Below are 21,354 nucleotides of genomic sequence, written 5' to 3'. Positions count from 1 at the left end.
CGAAAAAGTAAAATGGGATACTATATCGACCTGGCCAGCATAAGTATGGATACCTATAAGAAAATCCTAAAATCAGCTGATTTGATTCCAAGCTGGATGATTTTGAAAGAAAACATCAATGACAACCTGGACAGGATTAAGAACCAAAACATTCGAAATCTAGCTGAGTTGCAGGTAGTCTTAAAGGACAAAGAGAAACTTCAACAATTTGCGAAACAAAGCGACTTATCCGAAGGGTATCTGTCGGTTTTGAGAAGAGTAATCAACGGATACCAACCGAAACCTAACCAAATCAAAAATTTCCCTGAGACCTCTGAAGAAATTGTGTTGAAACTGAAACAAGTTAAGATTAGAAATACACGGCATTTATTCGATAAAGTGCTCACTCCACAAAGCAGAAGACTACTTTCCGAACAGACCGGAATAGACGAAAAAGACGTGCTGAGATTGACCAAACTAACCGACCTGTCAAGAATTAGATGGGTGAATCATACGTTTGCTTATGTCTTATATGAAGCTGGCTATGACACAGCCGAAAAAATGGCCGGGGCGGATCCGACCGAGCTTTACGAGACCGTGAAGCAATTGAATGCTGAACGAAAGTTGTACAACGCCCATATTGGTGTGCATGATATGAAGCTGTGTATTGAAGCAGCCAAAGGGTTGTCCTTTGATATTGAATATGAAAAGATTCGAAAACTTAAACCTCAGACATGAGCAATCCCTTGGCTAAAAATAAAGAAATAGTTTATGACAAAACAATAGAATGGCTGCTTGAGGGAGATGTGTCTATTCAATATCAGACCAACCGAGATTTACTTGGATTAGAACGAGAAGGCCTTAGAGCCAGAATAGCCACTGAAGGATGGGGGGCAGCGTTCTTGTCCAAACGGCGTGCTGATGGCCACTGAGGCCAAGGATTCTATCAACCCAAGTGGATTTCTACGCATTACACATTGCTTGATCTGCGCATTCTCTGTATCTCCCCAGACAACGACTTTTGCAGACAATCGATCAGCAAAATACTACAAGAATGCAAAGCCATGGACGGAGGGATCTATCCGATTGTGAAGAAAAGCGATGTATGTGTAAATGGAATGTTCCTCAACTATGCAAGCTACTTCCACGCAGATGAAGATCAATTAGAATCTGTTATTGATTGCCTGCTACATGAGCTGATGCCAGATGGTGGTTTCAATTGCAGATCGAATAGATCTAAAGCAGTTCACAGCTCATTTCATTCCACGCTTTCCGTATTGGAGGGTTTTACCGAATATGAACAGAATGGATATAGCTACAGAATCCGTGAAGTACAGCAGGCCATTCAGTCCTCGAAAGAGTTTGTTCTGATGCATCAATTTTACCTCTCGGACAAAACCGGAAAGATCATCAACAAAGACTTTCTTAAATTCAGTTATCCCAGAAGGTGGAAGTATGACATCCTGAGTGCGTTGGATTATTTTCGATATTCCCGGTCAAAATGGGATCAAAGGATGCAGCCAGCCATTGATGTGTTACTACAAAAAAGGAATAAGCACGGCAGCTGGAACCTAAATGCTAAATATCCGGGTCAAACCCACTTTGACATGGAGAAAGCCGGACAGCCCGGCAGATGGAACACACTCAGGGCCCTGAGAGTATTACGGCACTTTGAAAGATAGTACTACTCTTCCATCACATCAGGGTCGCCAATCATAATCAAGAATCCGGCTGATTTTAGTCATTCCGTGTAAATGGGTGAAGCCGTAACTTTCAATTGGATGTAAGGTTCAGGCCAGTGAGCTATTTAGGGGTTTGATGAAACTACATTCCTAATTTCAAAAAGGAAGCCATGAAAGTCACGGTGACAAAAAGAGATGAGATAGAGAATATTTCCAACAAGGGATTGAAACAACCTGGTTTTTTGTGGAAGTTAAAAAGGCGTCTCGGTTTTGAGGCGATAAGAAGGATGAAGAGAGCTATTTCGCATGGATGGAGTTGTTTTTGGAAATATGAAGACTGACTTAGACCAATAGAGAGATGAATGTAATTGTGATATTTGGATTACCAGGAACTGGCAAAAGCTATTTTGCCGAAAGGCTAGCCAAAAAGATCGGAGCGATTTATTTGAGCAGTGATAGAATCAGAACAGAACTAGATGATAGACATGATTATTCCCTTTCGGGAAAGATGAAGGTCTATGACAGAATGCTTGAACTCACCGCGCAATGGTTGAAGATAAAAGATACTGTAGTCTTGGATGGGACCTTCTATCTGAGAAGTATAAGGGAAAAGGCCCGGAATCAACTAAAGCGGTTAGGTGCTCATGTTTTGTTTCTTGAAATCAAAGCAGACAAGTCGTTAGTAGCTGAAAGGCTATCTCGAAAGAGGGCTTATAGCGAAGCCAATATTGAGGTGTTTGAGAAATTGGAAAAGCAGGCCGAGCGAATGTGCGAACCGCACTTTGTTATACATTCCAATGACCACAATATCGATGATATGCTGAGAATTGGTTTAAAATATGTTGATGCCTCAAAGTCTTATAAACCATTGCAATCACAATTTTCTAACGACAGAAACATAACACCTAAATAAAAGAATTGATAAATACTTAAATAGAACAAAATGGAATCGGCTCACATGCATTTATTACTTAACCATTTTCCGATTTTAGGTTCATTATTTGGCCTTTTATTGTTGGGTTACGGTTTGCTGAAAAAAAGTGATTCAATCATTGAATCGGCGTTGTTCACTTTCATTGTTATTGCGATTATTTCCGTGCCAGCTTTTTTGAGTGGTGAGGTCGCTGAGGAAGTGGTCGAACACATGAACAAGCAAAATGATATCCTTATTCATGAACACGAAGATGCTGCAGCCTACGGACTTTGGCTCATGCTGCTATTGGGATTGTCCTCACTTGTAGCACTTATCAGAACGATAAAGAAACGTGAAAACGTCAGGAAATTCCAGTACGGTATCATGCTCTTTAGCCTTATTGCCTTTCTGACCATGTCCTATGTGGGTATTACAGGCGGTAAAATAAGGCATACAGAAATAAGGGCCAGCGGAGGACTGAATCAACTGAATCAAATACCTAAATAGATCGGAAAACTAACTCATTCATATCGATGGATAGCGAATTGATTACGAAACTGGTTCACTCATTAGAAGCAAAGCACACCGATGCTTCCGTAAGGTTGATAGAAACTCATATTTCCTGGGTGCTCATCACGGATCAGTATGCTTATAAAATTAAGAAGCCGATCAAATATTCATTTTTAGATTATTCAACACTAGATCTAAGGAAGTTCTATTGTGAGAGGGAGTTGGAACTCAATAAAAGACTCACTCACGACATGTACCTGGGAGTGGCTCCTGTCTCGGAAAAAGGAGATGAAGTATTTGTGGACGAATCAGCAGGAACAGTCATCGATTACGCGGTAAAAATGGAAAAACAGGATCTATCCAGACAAATGAATGTGCTGCTCGAAAAAAATGAAGTATCCCACAGCGATATGATTACAATTGCTGCTACGGTATCCTTATTTCACAGCAACGCACAGATTTGCAGGCCCCAATTTTCGGCTGAATATTTCAAAGAAAAGTTCAATGATATCTTATCCGTTGGGGACTATTTAGTTGATAACCTTGGGGCCTCAGCTGGTAGAATTCTCGAGCGAGCGGTTGATTTTGCAAATTGCTTTGTCGACAAGAATGAGCGAATATTCCAAAACCGTATTGAACATGGATTTGTGCGCGATCTTCATGGGGATTTACACTCAAAGAACATTTTTTTGTACGATGAACCTGTCATTTTTGACTGTATTGATTTCAATGACAGCTTTAGGCGAATAGATGTACTCGACGAAATCGCCTTTTTCTGTATGGATCTGGATGCCTACTATAAGGGGGATCTGGTTGCCATATTTTTGAATAATTATCTTGACATGTTTCCTGCCATAAGCAATCAAAACGAAGAAAATCTCTTCACCTATTACAAATGCTATCGGGCCAATGTGAGGACAAAAGTGAATGGCTTGAGAGCACAACAGGCCAGTGATGACCATGAAAAAAACAAATGGCTGTCAGAGGCTGAGCGCTATCTCCGGTTAATGAATGGTTATGTTGGAGAGGGTAGGTATGAGAGTATAAGTTAAGATTTTAATTGATTTATCCTTAGGCCTTTGTTAGTGATCTAAATCATTAGTAGTCAGGTTCTTGGTCATTGGAAAGGTCTTCTAAATGGGACTAAATTTAAACATAAGAAAAATTCTGATCAACAAGTTAACCGTTAGAAAACATGTTTGCATACACACGATATTTAAGTGAAATAGGCTTAGAAGACCTTCAGGATTTTGGCGGAAAAAACGCTTCGTTGGGGGAGTTAATTCACCATTTGAAAGAAGAGGGCATTCAGGTTCCGGAAGGGTTTGCGGTGAGTTCGCAGGCATATGAAGATTTTTTGCAATCCAATGGCTTTGCACAGCGTATGGATCAAATAATGAATGAGCTTGACCGGGAAGGTTTCACCAACCTGGCAGAGATTGGATCCAAAATCAGAGAGGTTCTTCTCAAAGGCACCATACCACGGCCAATAAAAAACGAGATAGTTGCTCAATTTCATGAATTGAAGCAGGAATTTGGAGAGGATATTCAAGTGGCTGTAAGAAGTAGCGCGACCGCCGAAGATTTGCCAGAAGCCAGTTTTGCCGGACAGCAAGAGACCTATCTCAATATTTGTTCTGATCAGGAATTATTAGAGGCCTGTCTGTACTGCTATGCCTCTTTGTTCACAGATCGGGCCATTAAGTATAGGGAGGACAATGGATTTGATCATATGCAGGTCAAGCTGTCAATAGGCGTCCAGCTAATGGTTCGCTCTGATAAAGCCTGTTCTGGTGTTTGTTTTACTCTCGATCCGGAAACAGGTTTCAGAGATGTTGTAATGATCAGTGGCGGTTGGGGTCTGGGAGAAAATATAGTAAAAGGAGTAATCACACCGGACGAATACCTGATATTCAAACCATCATTGCTCAACGGCAAAAAAGCCATCATTTCAAAAAAAATTGGTGCGAAAGAAAAAATGCTAGTGTATACGAATAAAAAGCCAGACGAGGACCTGACACTAGAGACCAAAACCATAAATCTTAATACCTCTCCGGAAAAGCAACAAAAGTATGTACTTAACGATCGGGAAATTGAGATTTTGGCTGATTGGGCCATAAAAATAGAAAAGCACTATGGACGACCCATGGACATTGAGTGGGCAAAAGATGGCCTTACCGAAGAGTTATTCATTACCCAGGCCAGACCCGAAACCGTTCATTCCAATACATCATCTTATAAGTTTTATGAGTACAAACTATTGGAAAAAGGAAAGCTTCTTACCAGAGGAAAGAACATAGGAAATAAAATCGTATCAGGCAGGGCGCGCATATTACATTCTCCAAAAGAAATTAGAAAAGTAGAACAAGGAGATGTTTTAGTGACCGAAATCACAAATCCTGACTGGGACCCCATACTAAAAAAGGTGTCTGCAATCGTCACTGACAGGGGAGGCAGGACAAGCCATGCGGCTATCGTAGCGCGTGAGGTTGGTGCTGTGGCAGTAGTCGGTACCGGCGATGCCACCAAGACTATTAGAGATGGAGAAATGGTGACTGTCTCCTGTATTGACGGAAACAACGGTTTGGTATACGAAGGTGAGTTGAAATGGGAATCCACTGAAATAGACATTTCTGACATTGAATCACCGGAAACAGATGTCATGATCATTTTATCTGATCCGGATCAGGCATTAAGAATATCTCAGTTGCCAAATAGTGGTGTAGGTCTCATGAGACTAGAGTTTGCCATTAGCAATAGTATAGGTATACACCCCATGGCTCTTATTAAATACCCCAAACTTGGTGATCCGATCTCAAAAAACAAAATCGACGAAATGACCTATGGCTATCAGGACAAAAAGCAATTTTTTGTGGACAAATTAGCCAGTGCCGTGGCAGTTACGGCGGCAGCCTTTTACCCTAAAGATGTGATCGTGCGAATGAGTGATTTCAAGACGAACGAGTATGCAAATTTGATAGGTGGGAAAGAGTTTGAGCCTCATGAAGAAAATCCCATGATTGGGTGGCGTGGTGCCTCCCGCTATTATCATCCTGACTACAGAGAAGGATTTGGGTTGGAATGTGAGGCCATGAAAATGGTAAGAGACGAAATGGGTCTGGATAATGTCAAATTGATGATACCGTTTTGCAGAACAGTCGAAGAGGCGAACAAGGTTATAGAAACGATGTCCGAGTTTGGCCTGAAACGTGGTGAGAACGACCTTCAGCTTTACATGATGATAGAGGTGCCTAGCAATGTACTGATGGCACAGGAATTCGCTCAATTGTTCGACGGTTTTTCTATTGGATCCAATGACCTGACCCAGCTTACACTAGGTATTGATCGAGACTGTGAAATATTGAATGATTTGTTCGATACTCGAAATGATAGTGTCAAAATGATGATATCCCAGGCTATAAGGATGGCGAAAAAGAACTACACAAAAATTGGTCTTTGTGGGCAAGCACCTAGCGACTATCCATCATTTGCTCAGTTTCTTGTGGAGGAAGGGATTGACAGCATATCATTTAATCCTGATGCACTACTAAAAGGGATAGGCAATATCAATTTGGTAGAAGGGATAATAGAAAAAGAGGCTCAAATCCGACTGGCAAGTGATTGACGAAAGAAATACTTTTGGACAAGTAAAACGAAGAGACAGTCGGCTTCAAACCTTGACTACTTTAGCCGCTTCCAACTATCTACTTACTTTTCTGGCTGCGGTTTTGATCTTATATTTTGGACGAACGCTCTTTATTCCATTGAGTTTTTCTCTACTCATAAGTCTGGTACTCTACCCATTTTGTAAATGGTTGGAAAACAAAGGAATACCTAGAAGTTTGTCAATCGCCATTGGACTCATTTCGTTTTCGGTATTGATCATTTCAATTATAATGTTGCTCGTACAGCAGTTTATTTTATTTACAAAAGAATGGCCAGCACTACAACAAAAATTGACACATGTCATTGACAGTACAAGGTCACATATTGATCAATTTTATCTGGACAATTCTTTGGGGGAAACAGGATTTCTGGAAACCATAATGCAGTATGGATATGATCACGTGTTACCTGCAATACCTGAGGCACTTTATGTCTCCTCCATATCAGCCGTTCTGCTGGTGCTGATTCCTGTATATGTAGCTCTCATATTATTTTATCGGGACATTCTTGTTCAGTTTCTATTCAGTATTATTAGGAGTTCGCGACATCATTATGTTAGAAATATTCTCCCAGGAGTGATCACCACCTATTACAGCTTTATCAAAGGTATGGCTCTGGTTTATCTGATAGTAGCCGTGCTAAACACTTCCGGTTTGGCGATCATCGGTATCCCTAACCCGATATTCTTTGGATTTATCGCCTCCATTTTAACCTTTATTCCCTATGTCGGCATTACCATTGGCGCCCTTTTGCCCATTGCGGTAGCCTGGCTTAAGTATGATTCCGTTTTATACCCAATCGGCGTAGTTATTGTTTTTACTGTTGTACAAATTTTAGAAGCTAATCTTATTTTTCCGATTGTCGTCAGTAAGAAGTTGAAAATAAATGCCTTGGTAGCCATCATTGTCATTATTGCCGGTGGTATTATATGGGGCGCATCCGGGATGATTCTTTTCTTGCCTTTCGTGGCCATATTAAAACTGGTTGCGGATCAAATGAAAGAGACGGAACCAATATCAATATTACTTGGAGGATCTTAAGATCTCACTTATGGAACCAGACGGGAGCCAATAAATAGAATTAAATATCATATCAATGTTAGACCGAATTATACAGTACAGCATCCATCATAAGTTGATTGTACTTTTATTCTCTTTTGGTATAGTTGGATTTGGCCTATATTCGATAACTGAAATTCCTATAGGAGCTGTACCCGATGTTACCAATAATCAAGTACAAATTATTACCACCTCGCGTAATCTAGCCACTGAGGATGTAGAGAAGTTCCTGACTTATCCGGTTGAGTTGGAAATGGCCAATCTCCCAGGAGTAACAGAGATTAGATCTGTATCAAAGTTTGGTCTTTCTGTGGTAACAGTCGTGTTCAATGATGACATGGGTACTTATCTACCCAGGCAACTGATTACCGAAAAAATCAAGGCTGCAGAAGAGAAAATTCCAACAGGGTTTGGCAAGCCATTCATGGGGCCAATAACTACAGGTCTTGGTGAAATATATCAATATGTGATAGAAGTGGACTCAGCTCATAAAGACGAGTATTCATTGATGGATATAAGAACTATGCAAGACTGGATTGTAAAACGTCAGTTATCCGGTATCCCTGGGGTAGTAGAAGTGAACACATGGGGAGGGCACCTCAAACAATTTGAGGTGGTAGTTAATCCGGAGCAACTCAAAAGTCTAAACTTATCGCTGGCTCAGACTTTTACCGCACTGCAAAAAAATAACAGTGTAGCAGGCGGCGGTTATATCGAAAAGGCAAACCAGACCTACTTCATTAGAGGAGAGGGTCTGGTGAAAACATTGGAGGACATTGAAAATATTGTAATCGACAACAGAGATGGCATTCCCATTTTTGTCAAAGATGTAGCGAAGGTAGGTTTTGGTCATGCGACTCGCTTTGGGGCAATTACTGGCAACGGAGAAGGTGAAAAAGTCCTTGGTCAGGTGATGATGCTCAAAGGAGCTAACTCAAAGGCCGTAATAGATCGAGTCAAAAATAGAGTGGCTCAAATTCAGCACTCATTGCCTCCTGGTATTAGTATCAATCCATTTTTGGAAAGAAGTGAGCTGATAGAAAAAACGACTTTCACAATTGTAGAAAATCTTGTTTTGGGTTGCTTAATAGTAATCTTTGTAGTGATCTTGTTGCTAGGCAACATTCGTTCGGGATTGGTTGTAGCGTCGGTAATTCCGATGTGCTTGCTGTTTGCCTTGTCCCTTATGTACATCTTCAAGGTAGACGCCAATCTAATGAGTTTAGGGGCAATCGACTTCGGTATTATCATAGATGGTGCGGTCATTATTGTCGAATACATTGCCTTTAAGATAACTGCGCAACGCACTCAGGTATTGGCCTTAGTAAAAACGGAGCAACAAAACTTCGTTGATAACATCACTCATCGCGGCGCGAGTAAAATGATGCACTCGGCAGTTTTTGGACAACTTATTATCATTATCGTTTTCATCCCTATTTTATCCTTGGTAGGAGTAGAGGGCAAAATGTTTAGGCCGATGGCACAGGTATTTTGCTTTGCCCTGATAGGTGCTATGCTGCTTTGCTTCACTTATGTGCCAGTAATGGCCTCCTTATTTATTAAACCATCTGACCCTGACAAAAGAACCATTTCTTCAAGACTTATTACTTTTTTAGAAGCTAAATATCAGCCTCTGATTGCCTGGGCTTTAAGAAAGAAAAAATTAGTACTTAGCATGGCCTCAGTGCTTCTACTTGGTGTAGTATTCCTTTTCACTATCATGGGTGGAGAATTTGTGCCTACACTGGATGAAGGAGATTTTGTTATTCAACCCGTCTTAAAAACTGGAACATCATTGAGTAAAACTGTAGAAGCTACTACAAAAATTGAAAAGATCCTCAAAAGATTTCCTGAGGTAACACAAGTGGTCAGTCGAATAGGAGCGGCCGAGGTACCCACGGACCCTATGTCGATGGAAGAAAGTGATGTCATTATCAAATTGAGACCAAAAGGCAAATGGGTCTCTGCCAAAACAAAGGATGAATTGGCAGATAAATTCAAAGCAGCTCTAATAGCAAAAATACCAGGAGTAGAATTTGAGTTCACCCAGCCTATCGAAATGCGTTTCAACGAATTGATTACTGGCGTAAGAGCGGATCTAGCCATTAAAATTATTGGTGAAGACTTAGAGGTACTGTATAAGAAAGCCCTGGAAGTGGAAAAAGCCATTGGCCCCATTGACGGAGCGGCCGACATTATTGTAGAAAAGATAGCTGGCCTTCCTCAGATGTCAGTAAAATATGACAGACAAAAAATAGCAAAGTATGGACTGAATGTAGAAGAATTGAATGACATTATTGCGATGGGTTTTGCCGGATTGCCAGCAGGTACAGTCTTCGAGGGTGAAAAGCAGTTTGATTTGGTTATACGTTTTGATCCTGAACACCACCAAGATATTCAAGACATAGAGTCCGTATCTATCCTTCTTCCCAATGGTAACAGGCTGCCACTAGATGAATTTGCTACGGTCGCTTATACTAAAGGCCCGGCTAAAATTTCACGCGACAATACTAAAAGAAGAATTGTAGTGGGTGTAAATGTCAGAAATAGAGATTTGGAATCTTTGGTAAAGGAAGTTCAGGAGGTAATCAGTCAGAAAATCAGTCTTCCTGCGGAATACACCATTGAGTATGGAGGACAATTCGAAAACCTAAGAACAGCCAAAGAACGGCTAATGGTTGCAGTTCCCGTAGCGCTGATTCTTATTTTTGTAATGCTATACTTTGCTTTTGATTCAGTAAAAGAAGCCCTGATCATATATAGCGCCATTCCCATGTCTGCAGTTGGAGGTGTGATTTTACTCTATGTTAGAGACTTACCTTTCAGTATATCAGCTGGAGTCGGATTTATTGCCCTGTTTGGTATCGCCGTGCTCAACGGTATTGTACTTATAGAAGAATTTAAAGAGCTAAAAGCGCAAGGCGTTGACGATATCAACAGACGTATCCTTTTAGGAACAAAGAATAGATTAAGACCTGTGTTGCTTACAGCAGCAGCAGCGGCATTGGGTTTTTTGCCTATGGCCATTTCGACCTCGGCAGGGGCCGAGGTGCAACGACCCTTGGCTACTGTGGTGATCGGTGGTCTCATATCTGCAACTGCACTCACCTTGGTTATTTTACCGGTTTTGTATGCCCTCTTCGATAGGAAGGTTTCTCTCCCAAAAACAAAATTATCTATGACAGTTATGGTTATTGGAGCACTACTTGTCTCGCCTTTCCTGATGCAGGCACAACCCATCGAAATCAATCTAAATCAGGCAATTCAAGTGGCTCTGGATAATAATCTTGGTCTGAAGGTGTCATCTCAACGAATTGATCAAAGTAGGCAATTGATTGGTAGCGCATTGGACGTTGAAAAAACCCAGATATACTATAACGAAGACCAAAATAACATTGCACCAAATAACATTCCTCTGAATGTTTGGGGCATCAGTCAGTCCTTACAGTTTCCAACTGTTTATGGGGCAAAAAGAAAAGTAATGAAAGGTAAAGTGGTGTTGAGCAAAGCCCAATATGCGCTTGATTCTCGCATGGTAACGAGGGAAGTATCAAAAGCTTATTACGAGGTGGTTTATTGGCAGCTGTTGTTGAAAAATTATACGTATCTCGATAGTTTGTATGCCGAGTTTGAGCATGCAGCCAACAGAAGGTTCGAGCAGGGGGAGTCTAATTACCTGGAGAAACTTACTGCTGAAACAAAGCAGAAAGAAATTACAGTGCAGCTCAGCCAAATAAAGGAAAGTATCCGAAAGTCTTATATCGTCCTTGGAAGATGGTTACAAACGGATATCGATTACGCCATCTCTGAGAAAGAACTTATTCCTTTGGAACTTAAACCATTGGATACTGTAGATCACCCTGGTATAAATTATCATTCCTATGCCCTTCAGCTTGCCGAGCAAGACCTTTCACTAGAAAAGCAACTATTGCTTCCTGATTTGAACCTTTCAGTTTTTCAAGGAACAAATAATGGGAGCAACGCACAAAATTACACGGGGTTTCAAGCCGGAGTTGCTATACCGCTTTGGTTTGGAGGACAAAAGTCAAAGATTAACGCTGCGAGAACGGCTACATCCATTAAAAAAATGGAAGAAACAGATTATAGGGCTCAGCTCAAATCAAACTACCTCGCCTTACTTTCAGATATGAAACAATCCGAAACCGGAATGAATTATTACTACAGCACTGGAAAGAAACTGTCAGAACAGCTAATTTTTCACGCGGTCAAGGCCTTTCAAAATGGAGAAATAGGGTTTCTTCAATATGCACAACTTTTAGAGAATGCTCAGTCAATCGAATTGAACTACTTCTCATCTCTTTATCAATACAACAGGGCAGTATTAGAAGCTAATTATATAATGAACTAACGATGAAAAATCTGAAAAAAAATGTTAGGGTGAATGCAATGCAAAACATAGCTGCTAGCTACCTATTAGCCGCATTTTTACTTGGATTTGGTTCGTGTTCACAAAAAAAGACCGGAACAACTGATGAAAACAATCTGCCGGCCGCTGAGGAAAATGATTACAGAATTACTCGGTCACAATTTTTATCCGAAAAAATGGAACTGGGAGGATTAGAAATACGAAATTTTCACCATTCTGTAAACGCAAATGGTCTATTCGATGTGCCGCCGAAAAATAGAGCATCAGTAAGTACTCATTTTGCAGGATATGTAAGGGGCGTACTGCTTCTTCCAGGGCAAAAGGTAGAAAAAGGCCAGGTTCTCTTCACATTAGAAAATCTGGCTTATGTGCAAATTCAACAAGAATTTTTAGTGATAAAAGAGGAGATGAGTTATTTGAAGTCTGATTATGAAAGACAAAAGATACTTGCAAAGGATAGCGTTACCTCGCAGAAAAAGTACTTAAAAGCAAAGACGGATTACGCAATCACTCGTGTGAAATATGAGTCTTTGAAAAAGAAATTAAGCCTGATGAACATAAACCCCGATAATCTGAGCGTAGAAACAATAAGTACAACAATACCTGTGTTGTCCCCTTTGTCGGGCTATGTCAGGGAGGTTAATATAACAAACGGTTTATACCTTAACCCGGCAGACATTGCTGTTTCAATTACTGATATTACCCATCTTCATTTGGAGCTTTCTATTTTTGCAAAAGACCTGCATACAGTTGCTATCGGTCAGCCAATTAAATTTAAAGTTGTGAGTGACGCAGCTATGGATCATGAAGCGACCGTACACTTGATCAATAAATTTGTGGATATGGAGAATCGAACAGCGATTGTGCATGGACACCTTACTGATGAAAAAGAACTAGCACAATTCAGCCCGGGAATGTATGTGGAAGCAGAGATATATACCTCATCACAATCCAAATATGCGCTCCCTCAAGAAGCTGTTGTGGATATTGATGGTAAATATTTTGTATTGGTCAAGCGAGAGGATTCTGATGATATCTATGTTTTTGAAAAAAAACAGATACAATCGGGTAAATCTACCGGCGGATATCTGGAAATTCTGAATTACGAAGCATTCGAAGAGGGTACACAGTTTCTCACAAAAGGGGCCTTTAATATAATTACCGAATGATTATGAAAACAAGTTCACGAACCTCAGGACAAGCTCACTAGGCCTGTAAGTTGGAAAAAATTATTTTAACAAGACAAATCCCGAAGCCATAAACTTCACTGGTGGGTAACTAATGAGAAAGCCTTATGGACAGGCCAATTTAGTCTGCGCTCATTTTGTGACCAACAAACAAATCCATTTGATAATCTTTGTTACGCATGAGTTTTTTGAGTTGTCGTTTGTTAGGCTGTAACACAACCCTTACCAATACTCCTTTTTCGTCTCGAATTTTGACAAGAGGTACTTCCTCTTCAAGGGTTTCTATGTCTTCTACATAGACGGTGGATATAATCAGTTTGTCTCCTTTTTCGAGAGCCATGAGTTCAAGGTACCAATACTTGTCTAGCTCTTTATAGTTGAGATAGTACTTTCCTTTGAATTGACGCAATATGTTGCAATCCGAAATCAAAAAAACAGTATCGGCCCTCTCCTGGACATTCGCAATTGATTCGGTACGATTTGGAATGCTAACATTAGAGGATTGGGATAAGTTTGCTTCGATGATGCCGGCGTTTGAAACGGAATGTATTTCATTGACCGGTACTGCCCGGGTTTCGTTTGATGTTATCAACATCGCAGTTTCTGTAATTTCAAGCGTACGAGAGTCCGAAGAATCAAAATACATTCCTTGGAATCTTTTGTCAAATCTTGACTCATTCTTTTTGAAGAAAGGCTGCGGTTTTTCAAAAGCTACAAAAGCTACACATCCGCTTGCAAAAAAAGAAAGAGCAAGAAGCAGAGCTTTTAATCCGATATTCTTAAGAGTTTTCATCTTTTTATGCCATAGGCATTCCTCTGGATATTTTGTTCTACAAGGGCATCTGTTTTACGCAAAAGTTTAATCCGCTCGGCGAACCGATCCCGTCGTGTGTCCCTTTAAATTTGCTCCGGCCACGTCGGTTTCATTACAGAATCAAGTTAGCAACTGCCATGTTCTTATGCTATGACGCTAATCAAGAGACTCCTTGATTAAATGCAGTATACATCGCAAGCAGAATATATTGATTGGCAGAGAGTCACATGATTGTCTTTTCCAAAAAGCTTCCGGCGAAATAGGCCAGACCTGCAGCAGTCGTTCCCAGAAGCAACGTTTCCCCGATACCTTTGATTATTGAAGTATGGTTGATGGATGCCTTAAGGAAACCAATGAGAGTAAATGATAAGGAAGTAAGTAAACAGGACATAATGAACGCCTGATTTATATCTATACCTGATAAGAACGAAGCCAGCGGAATAAAGCCAATGAGCAAGAAGGACAAAAAAGTCGCAATTGCTTTTTTTCTAGGAGTTTCCTGGTCCATTACCATATTGTGTTCGTCCTTCATCATGACATTGACCCAGGTTTCTTTATCAGCAGTGATGGCTTGAACGACGTTTTCCAACAGTTCACCCTCAAGACCTTTTGACCTGTAAATCTCTCTTATTTCTTCTCGCTCACTCTCAGGTATATTGTCAACACCCCAATGCTCCATTTTTTTATATTTCTCATGTTTTTCCTGTTCTGATTTGGATGAGAGATAGCTTCCAACGGACATCGAAAAACCATCAGCAATGAGATTGGCTATACCCAAAATTATGATCACTTTAACATCGAATCCGGCACCAACCGCCCCGGCAATTACGGCGAAGGTGGTTACTCCTCCGTCGATTCCTCCATAAATAAATTGGCTTAAATAAGCGTAATTACTTGACTGCTGAGGCTCTGTGTGAAACTTGTATGCCTTGTGATAGTCCATCCCGTGGCGTGATTAAATAATTGTCTTAAGTTACCTGGTCTACTATTATTAGTCGATGACCAGAATCACGTCTCGGACTGATTGTACTCAGAGGGAAGCGAGCGTGCGATAATTACCTTTGTCATATCACTTAAACATCATGATCATGACACTCAGTAAAATAAGAAACCACACCTTTCAAAGAATTGGGGACAGGTATGCCAATTACTTTGATGCTGATCATTTCATGGGCAGAAGCTCCATGGACAATTTCGATATTTCAAAACCAAAAAGGAATCTTAAAAAAACGGAAAGGTCATATCACATTGATGTGGCACTTCCAGGTTTCGATAAAGAAGAAATTAATGTGACATTGGCACATGACAAGCTGTATGTGACAGCCAAACGCGATGAACTTGAGAATTACAAAGACGGGTTCCTGAGAAAAGAATTTCATACCGATCACCAGCAGAGACAGTTTTCTCTTGTACCGGAAATAGATCAGAACGCGGTATCTTGTGATTTCTCAAATGGCATTTTACACATCAATCTACCTTTGAGGCAGCTAAAGGATCAGGGTATTGTCAACCGAAAGATTGAAGTATTCTAGTAACCTACCGAGATTGGCATTCGAAATGTCGGGCTACTTTGGCAATCAGCTGTTTGTCAGTGAGCCTTTTGCTGGCTTGTGAGGTCACACTCTTGAAGGTAAATTGCTTTGAATCTTGAATCGTTTTGAGCAATCCCATCTTAGCTTCAGCAGGTCCTAAAATGAACAAATCGGATGCATCTTTCAATTTTGATAAGATGATAGAATAGTATTGCCTGAGCTGATGTTTTTTCCTGTTTAGATAGGTGCTTTCTGAAACTACATCACGAGGCCCCCAAGGTGTTTTGGACCGGGATCCGCCTGTTGGATGAAAATTCTCAATTTCGGCAAGCAACCTTGTTATGGCCGGATTTTCATGCTCTAGAGAGACTATAATAGCTTCCTGCTGATCTAGCCAAACGCCCTTGCAAATGTTGTTTTTAACTGCCATGATCTTATTTAATGATAAGCCCAATCCACAAAAGACAGGTAAACATAAGTACATAGAAAAAGGGCGGGTTTTGCCCACCCTTCAATCATTACACGCAAAAAAAAGTCAAGTTGATTACCGATTGAAGCAGGTTTACGCAATTTTGATCTCCTTTTTGGGTAATTTCTTAGCCTCTTCTCTTTTTGGTAAAGTCAATGCCAACACCCCGTCTTTGTATGTGGCTTTGATTTTGTCATCGTTTACACTGTCGGGAAGAAGGAAAGATCTGGAAAAAGCGTTATAGCTAAATTCTTTCCTGGTGTAGCCATCTTGCTCATCGTTTATTTCCAGTTCCTTTTCTGAGCTAATACATAAAGCCCCATTTTCTATGTTCACATGGAAATCTTTTTTCTCCATTCCTGGAGCCGCCAACTCGATTCGGTATTCATCATCCGTTTCGAGTACGTTTGCGGCAGGCACGTTGGATTTCCATCCATTCCAGAGTGGTTTTGACCAGGTGTCATCATCGAAAAAACCACCGAATAATGATGGGAAATTTAAATTATCTCCTCTTTTAGCTAGTAGGTTCATATCTCCTCTTGTTTATGTTGATGAAAAAATTAATCGTCTCGATAAATTTAGAATCAATTCCTTCCTCACCCAATGACAAGTCTCAACGAGCCGGATGATTCTTGTCAACGACTCTTGCAACACACTTGAAAATCATTCGACCAGCTGATTGACATCATTTCAAACAGGGTCATTTAGGTATAAATTTGACCATATCCACAATAGACTGTTGATGGTATTCAGTGGTATCAAATAGCAATACTATGTTAGGAAAACTTACTAGTGATCAAATCGATAACCTCCTCCATAGCGAGACTATTGGAAGGTTGGGATGTCATGGAGGTGAAACAACTTATATCGTTCCAATCTCCTATGCCTTTAAACACGGAAGCATTTATATACATACTATCGAAGGCCTGAAAATTGAACTAATGAGAGAAAACCCGAATATCGCTTTCGAGGTGGATCGTATTAGAGATATGAATAATTGGCAGAGTGTAGTGATAATAGGGATATACAAAGAGCTTGAAGGTCAAGAAGCAGATGAGGCCATTCAGATACTTACCAGAAGATTTATGCCATTCAACACGAGCGAAACCGTACCGTCCAAGTATGGTATGGAGAAAATACATCTCGACGCAAGGTCCAAGGCAACATCTGTAGTCTTCAAGATTGAAGTGCTGGAAAAAAGTGGCCGTTATGAGAAAAGTTGAAATCGCACGCTAGAAGTCCGGATATAAACTCATAGTGTGGGCTGATATTCCTCATATCAAAGAGCACCAGTTTTGGATAGGTTTACATCAAAAGAGTTTGAATCAAAATGTCAGAATCCTTAAATCCTCATGATGTGGTTCACCAAGATATGGAAGGTCTACAAGCACAAGGCTTGTCCAGTGCGGAGGCGGCTGAACTACTCAAAATTCATGGAAAAAATGAAATCACCGGAAGCGTTGAAATTAAGCCCTGGAAGATTTTTCTAAGACAATTCAAATCACCACTCATCATCATCCTGATTATTGCAGCAGCTATTTCCTTTCTTGCAGGCTACTTGCCGGACCAGGACCCACATATCATCGATACTGTTTTGATTCTGATTATTGTCTCAATATCTGGAGTAATGGGCTTTATTCAGGATTATAATGCGGAAAGAACCATTGAAGCTCTGCAACGCCTCGATATGCCGAAGGCAACTGTCATTCGAGAAGGTGAGACGATGGAAATGGATTCAAAGGAAATAGTGCCGGGAGATCTGCTATCCATTCAGGCAGGGGATATGATCAGTGCTGATGGGGTCGTTGTAAGTGCCTTTCACCTTGCAGTAGACGAGTCCATTCTCACTGGAGAATCTGTTGCCGTCAAAAAAATCTCTGAGACGGAGGTTTTCAAAAATACTGTGGTGATCGGTGGTCATGCGCTGGTAAAGGTGATGGCCACCGGAATGCACAGCAAGATTGGTCATATTGCTCATGGACTGCAAAAAGTCGAAGTGGAACCATCCAATTTCCAAAAGGAACTGAGCCTCCTCAGTAAAAAACTCTCCATCATAACCATATGTATTACTGTCGTGATCGCCATAGTAGGCATTTTCAAATTTGGCTTTTATACTTCGTTGCTCACTGCCATTTCGCTCGCCGTAGCGGCTATTCCAGAGGGCTTACCTGCCGTGATGGTATTGGCTTTGGCGCTTGGAGCAGGAAGAATGTTCAAAAGAAATGCACTAATTAGAAGGTTGCCAATAGTTGAATCTGTTGGAGCTGTGGACATTATTTGTACAGACAAGACCGGCACGCTTACGCTGAATGAAATGACGGTAACTAAACTTTACTTCGATGGAAGGGAGTTCATCTTAGGCGAACTGGAAGAGCAGGATAAAAACAATGAAACCTTTAGGAAACTGATGTCCTGTGGTACCTTATGCAATAATGCGACCCAAAACCGCCGATCAGACAATGAAAAAACCTTCATCGGTGACCAGACAGAAATTGCGCTGAAAAAAGCTGCATTGGATTATTTGGAAGACATTGACAAAACATCAGACTCTTATCAAAAGATAGACGAAATCCCTTTCAGCTCAGTGAGAAAGATGATGACCGTACTGCTGAAAAATGAGAGGGATGCTTTTCAGGTGTTTTCAAAAGGGGCTCCGGAAGTGCTAATTCATAAGTGCAGTAGAATGTTGGAAAATGGGGAAGAAATAGCACTCACAACAGAGAAAAGAGAGGAATTGCTACGGCAAAATAAGTCCTTTGCCGCTCAATCATTACGAGTTTTGGGCTTCGCCTATAAATCATCCCCATCCGAATCGGATATTGAGAATGATCTTGTGTGGATTGGACTACAGGCTATGATTGATCCGCCGCGGGCCGAGGCAAAAGAAGCTATACAGGATTGTCTAAGTGCCGGAATTAGGGTCATCATTATCACCGGAGACAATGCCGTTACCACGAATGCCATTGCTGAGCAAATTGGTCTAAGAAACAATGGGGTTGTTGAAGGGCCCGAAATAGATCAATTATGCGATGAGGAACTAGAAGTCAAAATCGAATCGGGGATTAATATTTTTGCCAGAACAGATCCGTTTCACAAACTGCGACTTTTAGAGATCCTGGAAAAGGAACACACCGTGGCTATGACCGGCGATGGTGTAAACGATGCTCTGGCGATCAAAAGAGCGGTTGTAGGTATATCGATGGGAGAGAAGGGCACTGAGGTAGCCAAGCAGGCTAGCGATATTATACTCCTTGATGACAACTTTAGAACTATACGGGATGCAGTAAAAGAGGGGAGGACCATTTTCAACAATATTCGCAAATTCATTGATTACCTTTTAACCTGTAATCTGGCCGAGGTGGGAATTATATTTTTCATTACCATATTTTTCAGCTTTGACGAACCCATTTTATACCCTGTCCAGTTACTATGGATCAATTTGCTCACAGATGGCCTGGTAGCTCTTGCATTGGGTGCTGACCCTCCGGCAAAGGATATTATGTCTCATCCTCCGCGCGAGAATGGGGAACCTTTAATCAACAAAAAATTAGCTTGGCTGATTGGACTGATAGGGATTAAAAAAGCCATACTTCTTGTTGGTATTTTTTTAATCATACTTCCGTATGGTCTGGATATTGCGCGTTCAACGCTAATCACTGGAATCGTCTTGTTTGAATTTGTGAGAATCGGAGCCATAAGATACGATGAGAATTTGGGATGGTTTGATAACAGATGGTTGGTAGGAGGCCTGGTTACCTCTGTTTTTTTGCATGTGATCATTACTTATACGGCCATAAACCAATATTTCTATTTGGTACCTTTAGGTTTGTTTGAATGGACTGTGCTTATGGTTGGATTGGTCGTTGGCTATTTCCTCGCTATTCTCATCACAAAAGGTGTAACCAATTATGTGCATCGCCGGCAAGAGTTCATTTAGATACTGGCAACAAAATCATTTCCATGCCTGCTCTAAGTCATTTCAAAATGAAAAAGGCCCCTGTAGCTTGTAGTATTAAATAACGAATATCAAATATGTTATACTACATAAACAAATCGGTGAAAGAAGAGTTTGAGGTCGTCATTGAACGAGTCAGCGAACTGCTCAAGGAAGAAGGTTTTGGCGTGCTCACAGAAATTGACGTTCAGACAGTGCTCAAAAACAAAATTGATGTGGACTTCAGAAAATATAGAATTCTGGGTGCGTGCAATCCGCACTATGCGTATCGGGCACTTCAGGCCGAAGATAAGATTGGCACCATGTTGCCGTGCAATGTGATAGTTCAGGAACTTAGCCCGGGCGAGATAGAGGTGGCAGCAGTAGACCCCATTGCCTCTATGGCCTCCGTAAGCAACAAGGCGCTTTTGGAAATGGCAACAGAGGTAAAAGATAAGCTCGGTCGTGTGATTGAGCGATTGTAATTTTAAAGAACTCGTCATATTAAAGAGGCCGTCTCAAAAGTGCTACGTCATTGCGAACAGAGTGAAGCAATCTTATCATATGAAGCGTAAACAAAGATTGAGATCACTTCATTTCACTCGTGATGACGTAATTTTTTTGACTTTTGAGACAGCCTCGTAGCGAGATATCCCTTGTGGTATATAGTCCGTTGGGGACTTCTCCACTTTGGCGAACTACTTTGAGACGGCTCTTTCTAAAACTAAATCAATTGTTTCCGCCCTGATTGCCAGGTTGCCCTGCTGGCGTTTGCCTATTTCTCTTATTCATTTTCCCCCGACCCATTCCGGATTGAGATTTGTTCATCATCTTTTGCTGCGAACGGAACCTGACACCGTTGTTGCTGATGCATTCGCCCTCTTTCAACATTTTTGTTTTACCATTTTTGAGTTGGTAAGATCCATCAGGGTTTACGATGGTACCGTTTTGAAATGTATAAGAACTTTGCATTTCCGTAGCTACACCAGCTTTCATTTGCATCATTTTTCCATCCTGGAATAGAATATGATCTTGCTGATGAATACGCTTTCTGTCTTGTCGCTGACCTTGGGCCATAAGCAAACCGGTCCCTAGAAATAGACCGATAATTACTAAAACCATCTTTTTCATAATACTTCATCTTTTATCTAAATAATACTCAAGGTATGAAACACCCATGCAGTCTGCTATGACTGGAATCAAGAGGTGCATAGATTTATATC

Annotated in this window: 20 protein-coding genes; 15 read left to right on the top strand and 5 right to left on the bottom strand. The window is 40.9% G+C overall.

Going from position 1 to position 21,354, the window contains the following annotated elements; all coding sequences use genetic code 11:
• Nucleotides 1-12 precede the first annotated feature (12 nt).
• The 11 genes from ABJD64_RS06655 to ABJD64_RS06605 all read left to right on the top strand — a co-directional run bounded on the left by ABJD64_RS06655 (nucleotide 13) and on the right by ABJD64_RS06605 (nucleotide 13,364).
• Entirely contained in the window at nucleotides 13-717 is a 705-nt protein-coding gene (locus ABJD64_RS06655) for a DUF4332 domain-containing protein (protein ID WP_348179843.1), read from the top strand.
• Nucleotides 714-911, top strand: coding sequence for a hypothetical protein (locus ABJD64_RS06650; RefSeq protein ID WP_348179842.1), 198 nt, complete (start codon nucleotides 714-716; stop codon nucleotides 909-911). Before ABJD64_RS06655 ends, ABJD64_RS06650 begins: the two co-directional genes overlap by 4 nt.
• Nucleotides 912-1,043: 132 nt before the next feature.
• A complete protein-coding gene (locus ABJD64_RS06645; RefSeq protein WP_348179841.1) occupies nucleotides 1,044-1,661 on the top strand; it encodes a hypothetical protein in 618 nt (205 codons plus the stop codon).
• Nucleotides 1,662-1,831: 170 nt separating this feature from the next.
• Complete coding sequence (locus tag ABJD64_RS06640; RefSeq protein ID WP_348194970.1) at nucleotides 1,832-2,002, top strand: hypothetical protein; 171 nt, start codon at nucleotides 1,832-1,834, stop codon at nucleotides 2,000-2,002.
• 17 nt (nucleotides 2,003-2,019) lie between these two features.
• Nucleotides 2,020-2,574, top strand: a complete 555-nt coding sequence (locus ABJD64_RS06635; RefSeq protein WP_348179840.1) for an AAA family ATPase — start codon at nucleotides 2,020-2,022, stop codon at nucleotides 2,572-2,574.
• 45 nt (nucleotides 2,575-2,619) lie between these two features.
• Entirely contained in the window at nucleotides 2,620-3,081 is a 462-nt protein-coding gene (locus ABJD64_RS06630) for a DUF2231 domain-containing protein (RefSeq protein WP_348179839.1), read from the top strand.
• Nucleotides 3,082-3,107: 26 nt separating this feature from the next.
• Nucleotides 3,108-4,136: a hypothetical protein gene (locus tag ABJD64_RS06625; RefSeq protein ID WP_348179838.1), complete on the top strand. Its 1,029-nt coding sequence runs from the start codon at nucleotides 3,108-3,110 to the stop codon at nucleotides 4,134-4,136.
• Between the two features lie 143 nt (nucleotides 4,137-4,279).
• Nucleotides 4,280-6,709, top strand: coding sequence for a phosphoenolpyruvate synthase (gene ppsA / locus ABJD64_RS06620; RefSeq protein WP_348179837.1), 2,430 nt, complete (start codon nucleotides 4,280-4,282; stop codon nucleotides 6,707-6,709).
• A complete protein-coding gene (locus ABJD64_RS06615) occupies nucleotides 6,702-7,790 on the top strand; it encodes an AI-2E family transporter (RefSeq protein WP_348179836.1) in 1,089 nt (362 codons plus the stop codon). The genes ppsA and ABJD64_RS06615 overlap by 8 nt, the downstream gene beginning before the upstream one ends.
• 55 nt (nucleotides 7,791-7,845) lie before the next feature.
• Complete coding sequence (locus ABJD64_RS06610) at nucleotides 7,846-12,177, top strand: CusA/CzcA family heavy metal efflux RND transporter (protein WP_348179835.1); 4,332 nt, start codon at nucleotides 7,846-7,848, stop codon at nucleotides 12,175-12,177.
• Nucleotides 12,178-12,179: 2 nt separating this feature from the next.
• Nucleotides 12,180-13,364, top strand: a complete 1,185-nt coding sequence (locus ABJD64_RS06605; RefSeq protein ID WP_348179834.1) for an efflux RND transporter periplasmic adaptor subunit — start codon at nucleotides 12,180-12,182, stop codon at nucleotides 13,362-13,364.
• 139 nt (nucleotides 13,365-13,503) lie between these two features.
• Here the strand turns inward: ABJD64_RS06605 and ABJD64_RS06600 are convergent, their stop codons facing one another.
• Complete coding sequence (locus ABJD64_RS06600) at nucleotides 13,504-14,175, bottom strand: hypothetical protein (RefSeq protein WP_348179833.1); 672 nt, start codon at nucleotides 14,173-14,175, stop codon at nucleotides 13,504-13,506.
• Between the two features lie 244 nt (nucleotides 14,176-14,419).
• A complete protein-coding gene (locus tag ABJD64_RS06595; protein WP_348179832.1) occupies nucleotides 14,420-15,139 on the bottom strand; it encodes a VIT1/CCC1 transporter family protein in 720 nt (239 codons plus the stop codon).
• Between the two features lie 145 nt (nucleotides 15,140-15,284).
• Here ABJD64_RS06595 and ABJD64_RS06590 point away from each other — a divergent pair, with 145 nt between their 5' ends.
• Complete coding sequence (locus tag ABJD64_RS06590; protein ID WP_348179831.1) at nucleotides 15,285-15,728, top strand: Hsp20/alpha crystallin family protein; 444 nt, start codon at nucleotides 15,285-15,287, stop codon at nucleotides 15,726-15,728.
• Nucleotides 15,729-15,732: 4 nt separating this feature from the next.
• On the opposite strand, the gene ABJD64_RS06585 is transcribed toward ABJD64_RS06590, so the two are convergent.
• On the bottom strand, nucleotides 15,733-16,158 hold the full coding sequence (locus tag ABJD64_RS06585; protein WP_348179830.1) for a hypothetical protein: 426 nt from the start codon (nucleotides 16,156-16,158) through the stop codon (nucleotides 15,733-15,735).
• A 132-nt stretch (nucleotides 16,159-16,290) separates the two neighbouring features.
• Complete coding sequence (locus tag ABJD64_RS06580; protein WP_348179829.1) at nucleotides 16,291-16,728, bottom strand: Hsp20/alpha crystallin family protein; 438 nt, start codon at nucleotides 16,726-16,728, stop codon at nucleotides 16,291-16,293.
• Between the two features lie 242 nt (nucleotides 16,729-16,970).
• On the opposite strand from ABJD64_RS06580, the gene ABJD64_RS06575 reads away from it, so the two are divergent.
• The 3 genes from ABJD64_RS06575 (at nucleotide 16,971) to ABJD64_RS06565 (ending at nucleotide 20,616) form a co-directional block, all read left to right on the top strand.
• Nucleotides 16,971-17,420, top strand: a complete 450-nt coding sequence (locus tag ABJD64_RS06575; RefSeq protein ID WP_348179828.1) for a pyridoxamine 5'-phosphate oxidase family protein — start codon at nucleotides 16,971-16,973, stop codon at nucleotides 17,418-17,420.
• 107 nt (nucleotides 17,421-17,527) lie between these two features.
• Nucleotides 17,528-20,134, top strand: a complete 2,607-nt coding sequence (locus ABJD64_RS06570; protein ID WP_348179827.1) for a cation-transporting P-type ATPase — start codon at nucleotides 17,528-17,530, stop codon at nucleotides 20,132-20,134.
• Nucleotides 20,135-20,229: 95 nt separating this feature from the next.
• Nucleotides 20,230-20,616, top strand: a complete 387-nt coding sequence (locus ABJD64_RS06565) for a DUF302 domain-containing protein (protein WP_348179826.1) — start codon at nucleotides 20,230-20,232, stop codon at nucleotides 20,614-20,616.
• 244 nt (nucleotides 20,617-20,860) lie between these two features.
• On the opposite strand, the gene ABJD64_RS06560 is transcribed toward ABJD64_RS06565, so the two are convergent.
• Nucleotides 20,861-21,262, bottom strand: a complete 402-nt coding sequence (locus ABJD64_RS06560) for a DUF6799 domain-containing protein (RefSeq protein WP_348179825.1) — start codon at nucleotides 21,260-21,262, stop codon at nucleotides 20,861-20,863.
• Nucleotides 21,263-21,354 lie beyond the last annotated feature (92 nt).

The sequence above is a fragment of the Reichenbachiella sp. genome (genome assembly GCF_039944555.1).
Lineage (GTDB): Bacteria > Bacteroidota > Bacteroidia > Cytophagales > Cyclobacteriaceae > Reichenbachiella.
The sequence above is the reverse complement of the archived record's forward strand: the minus strand, read 5'-3'. Positions and strand labels throughout refer to the sequence as shown.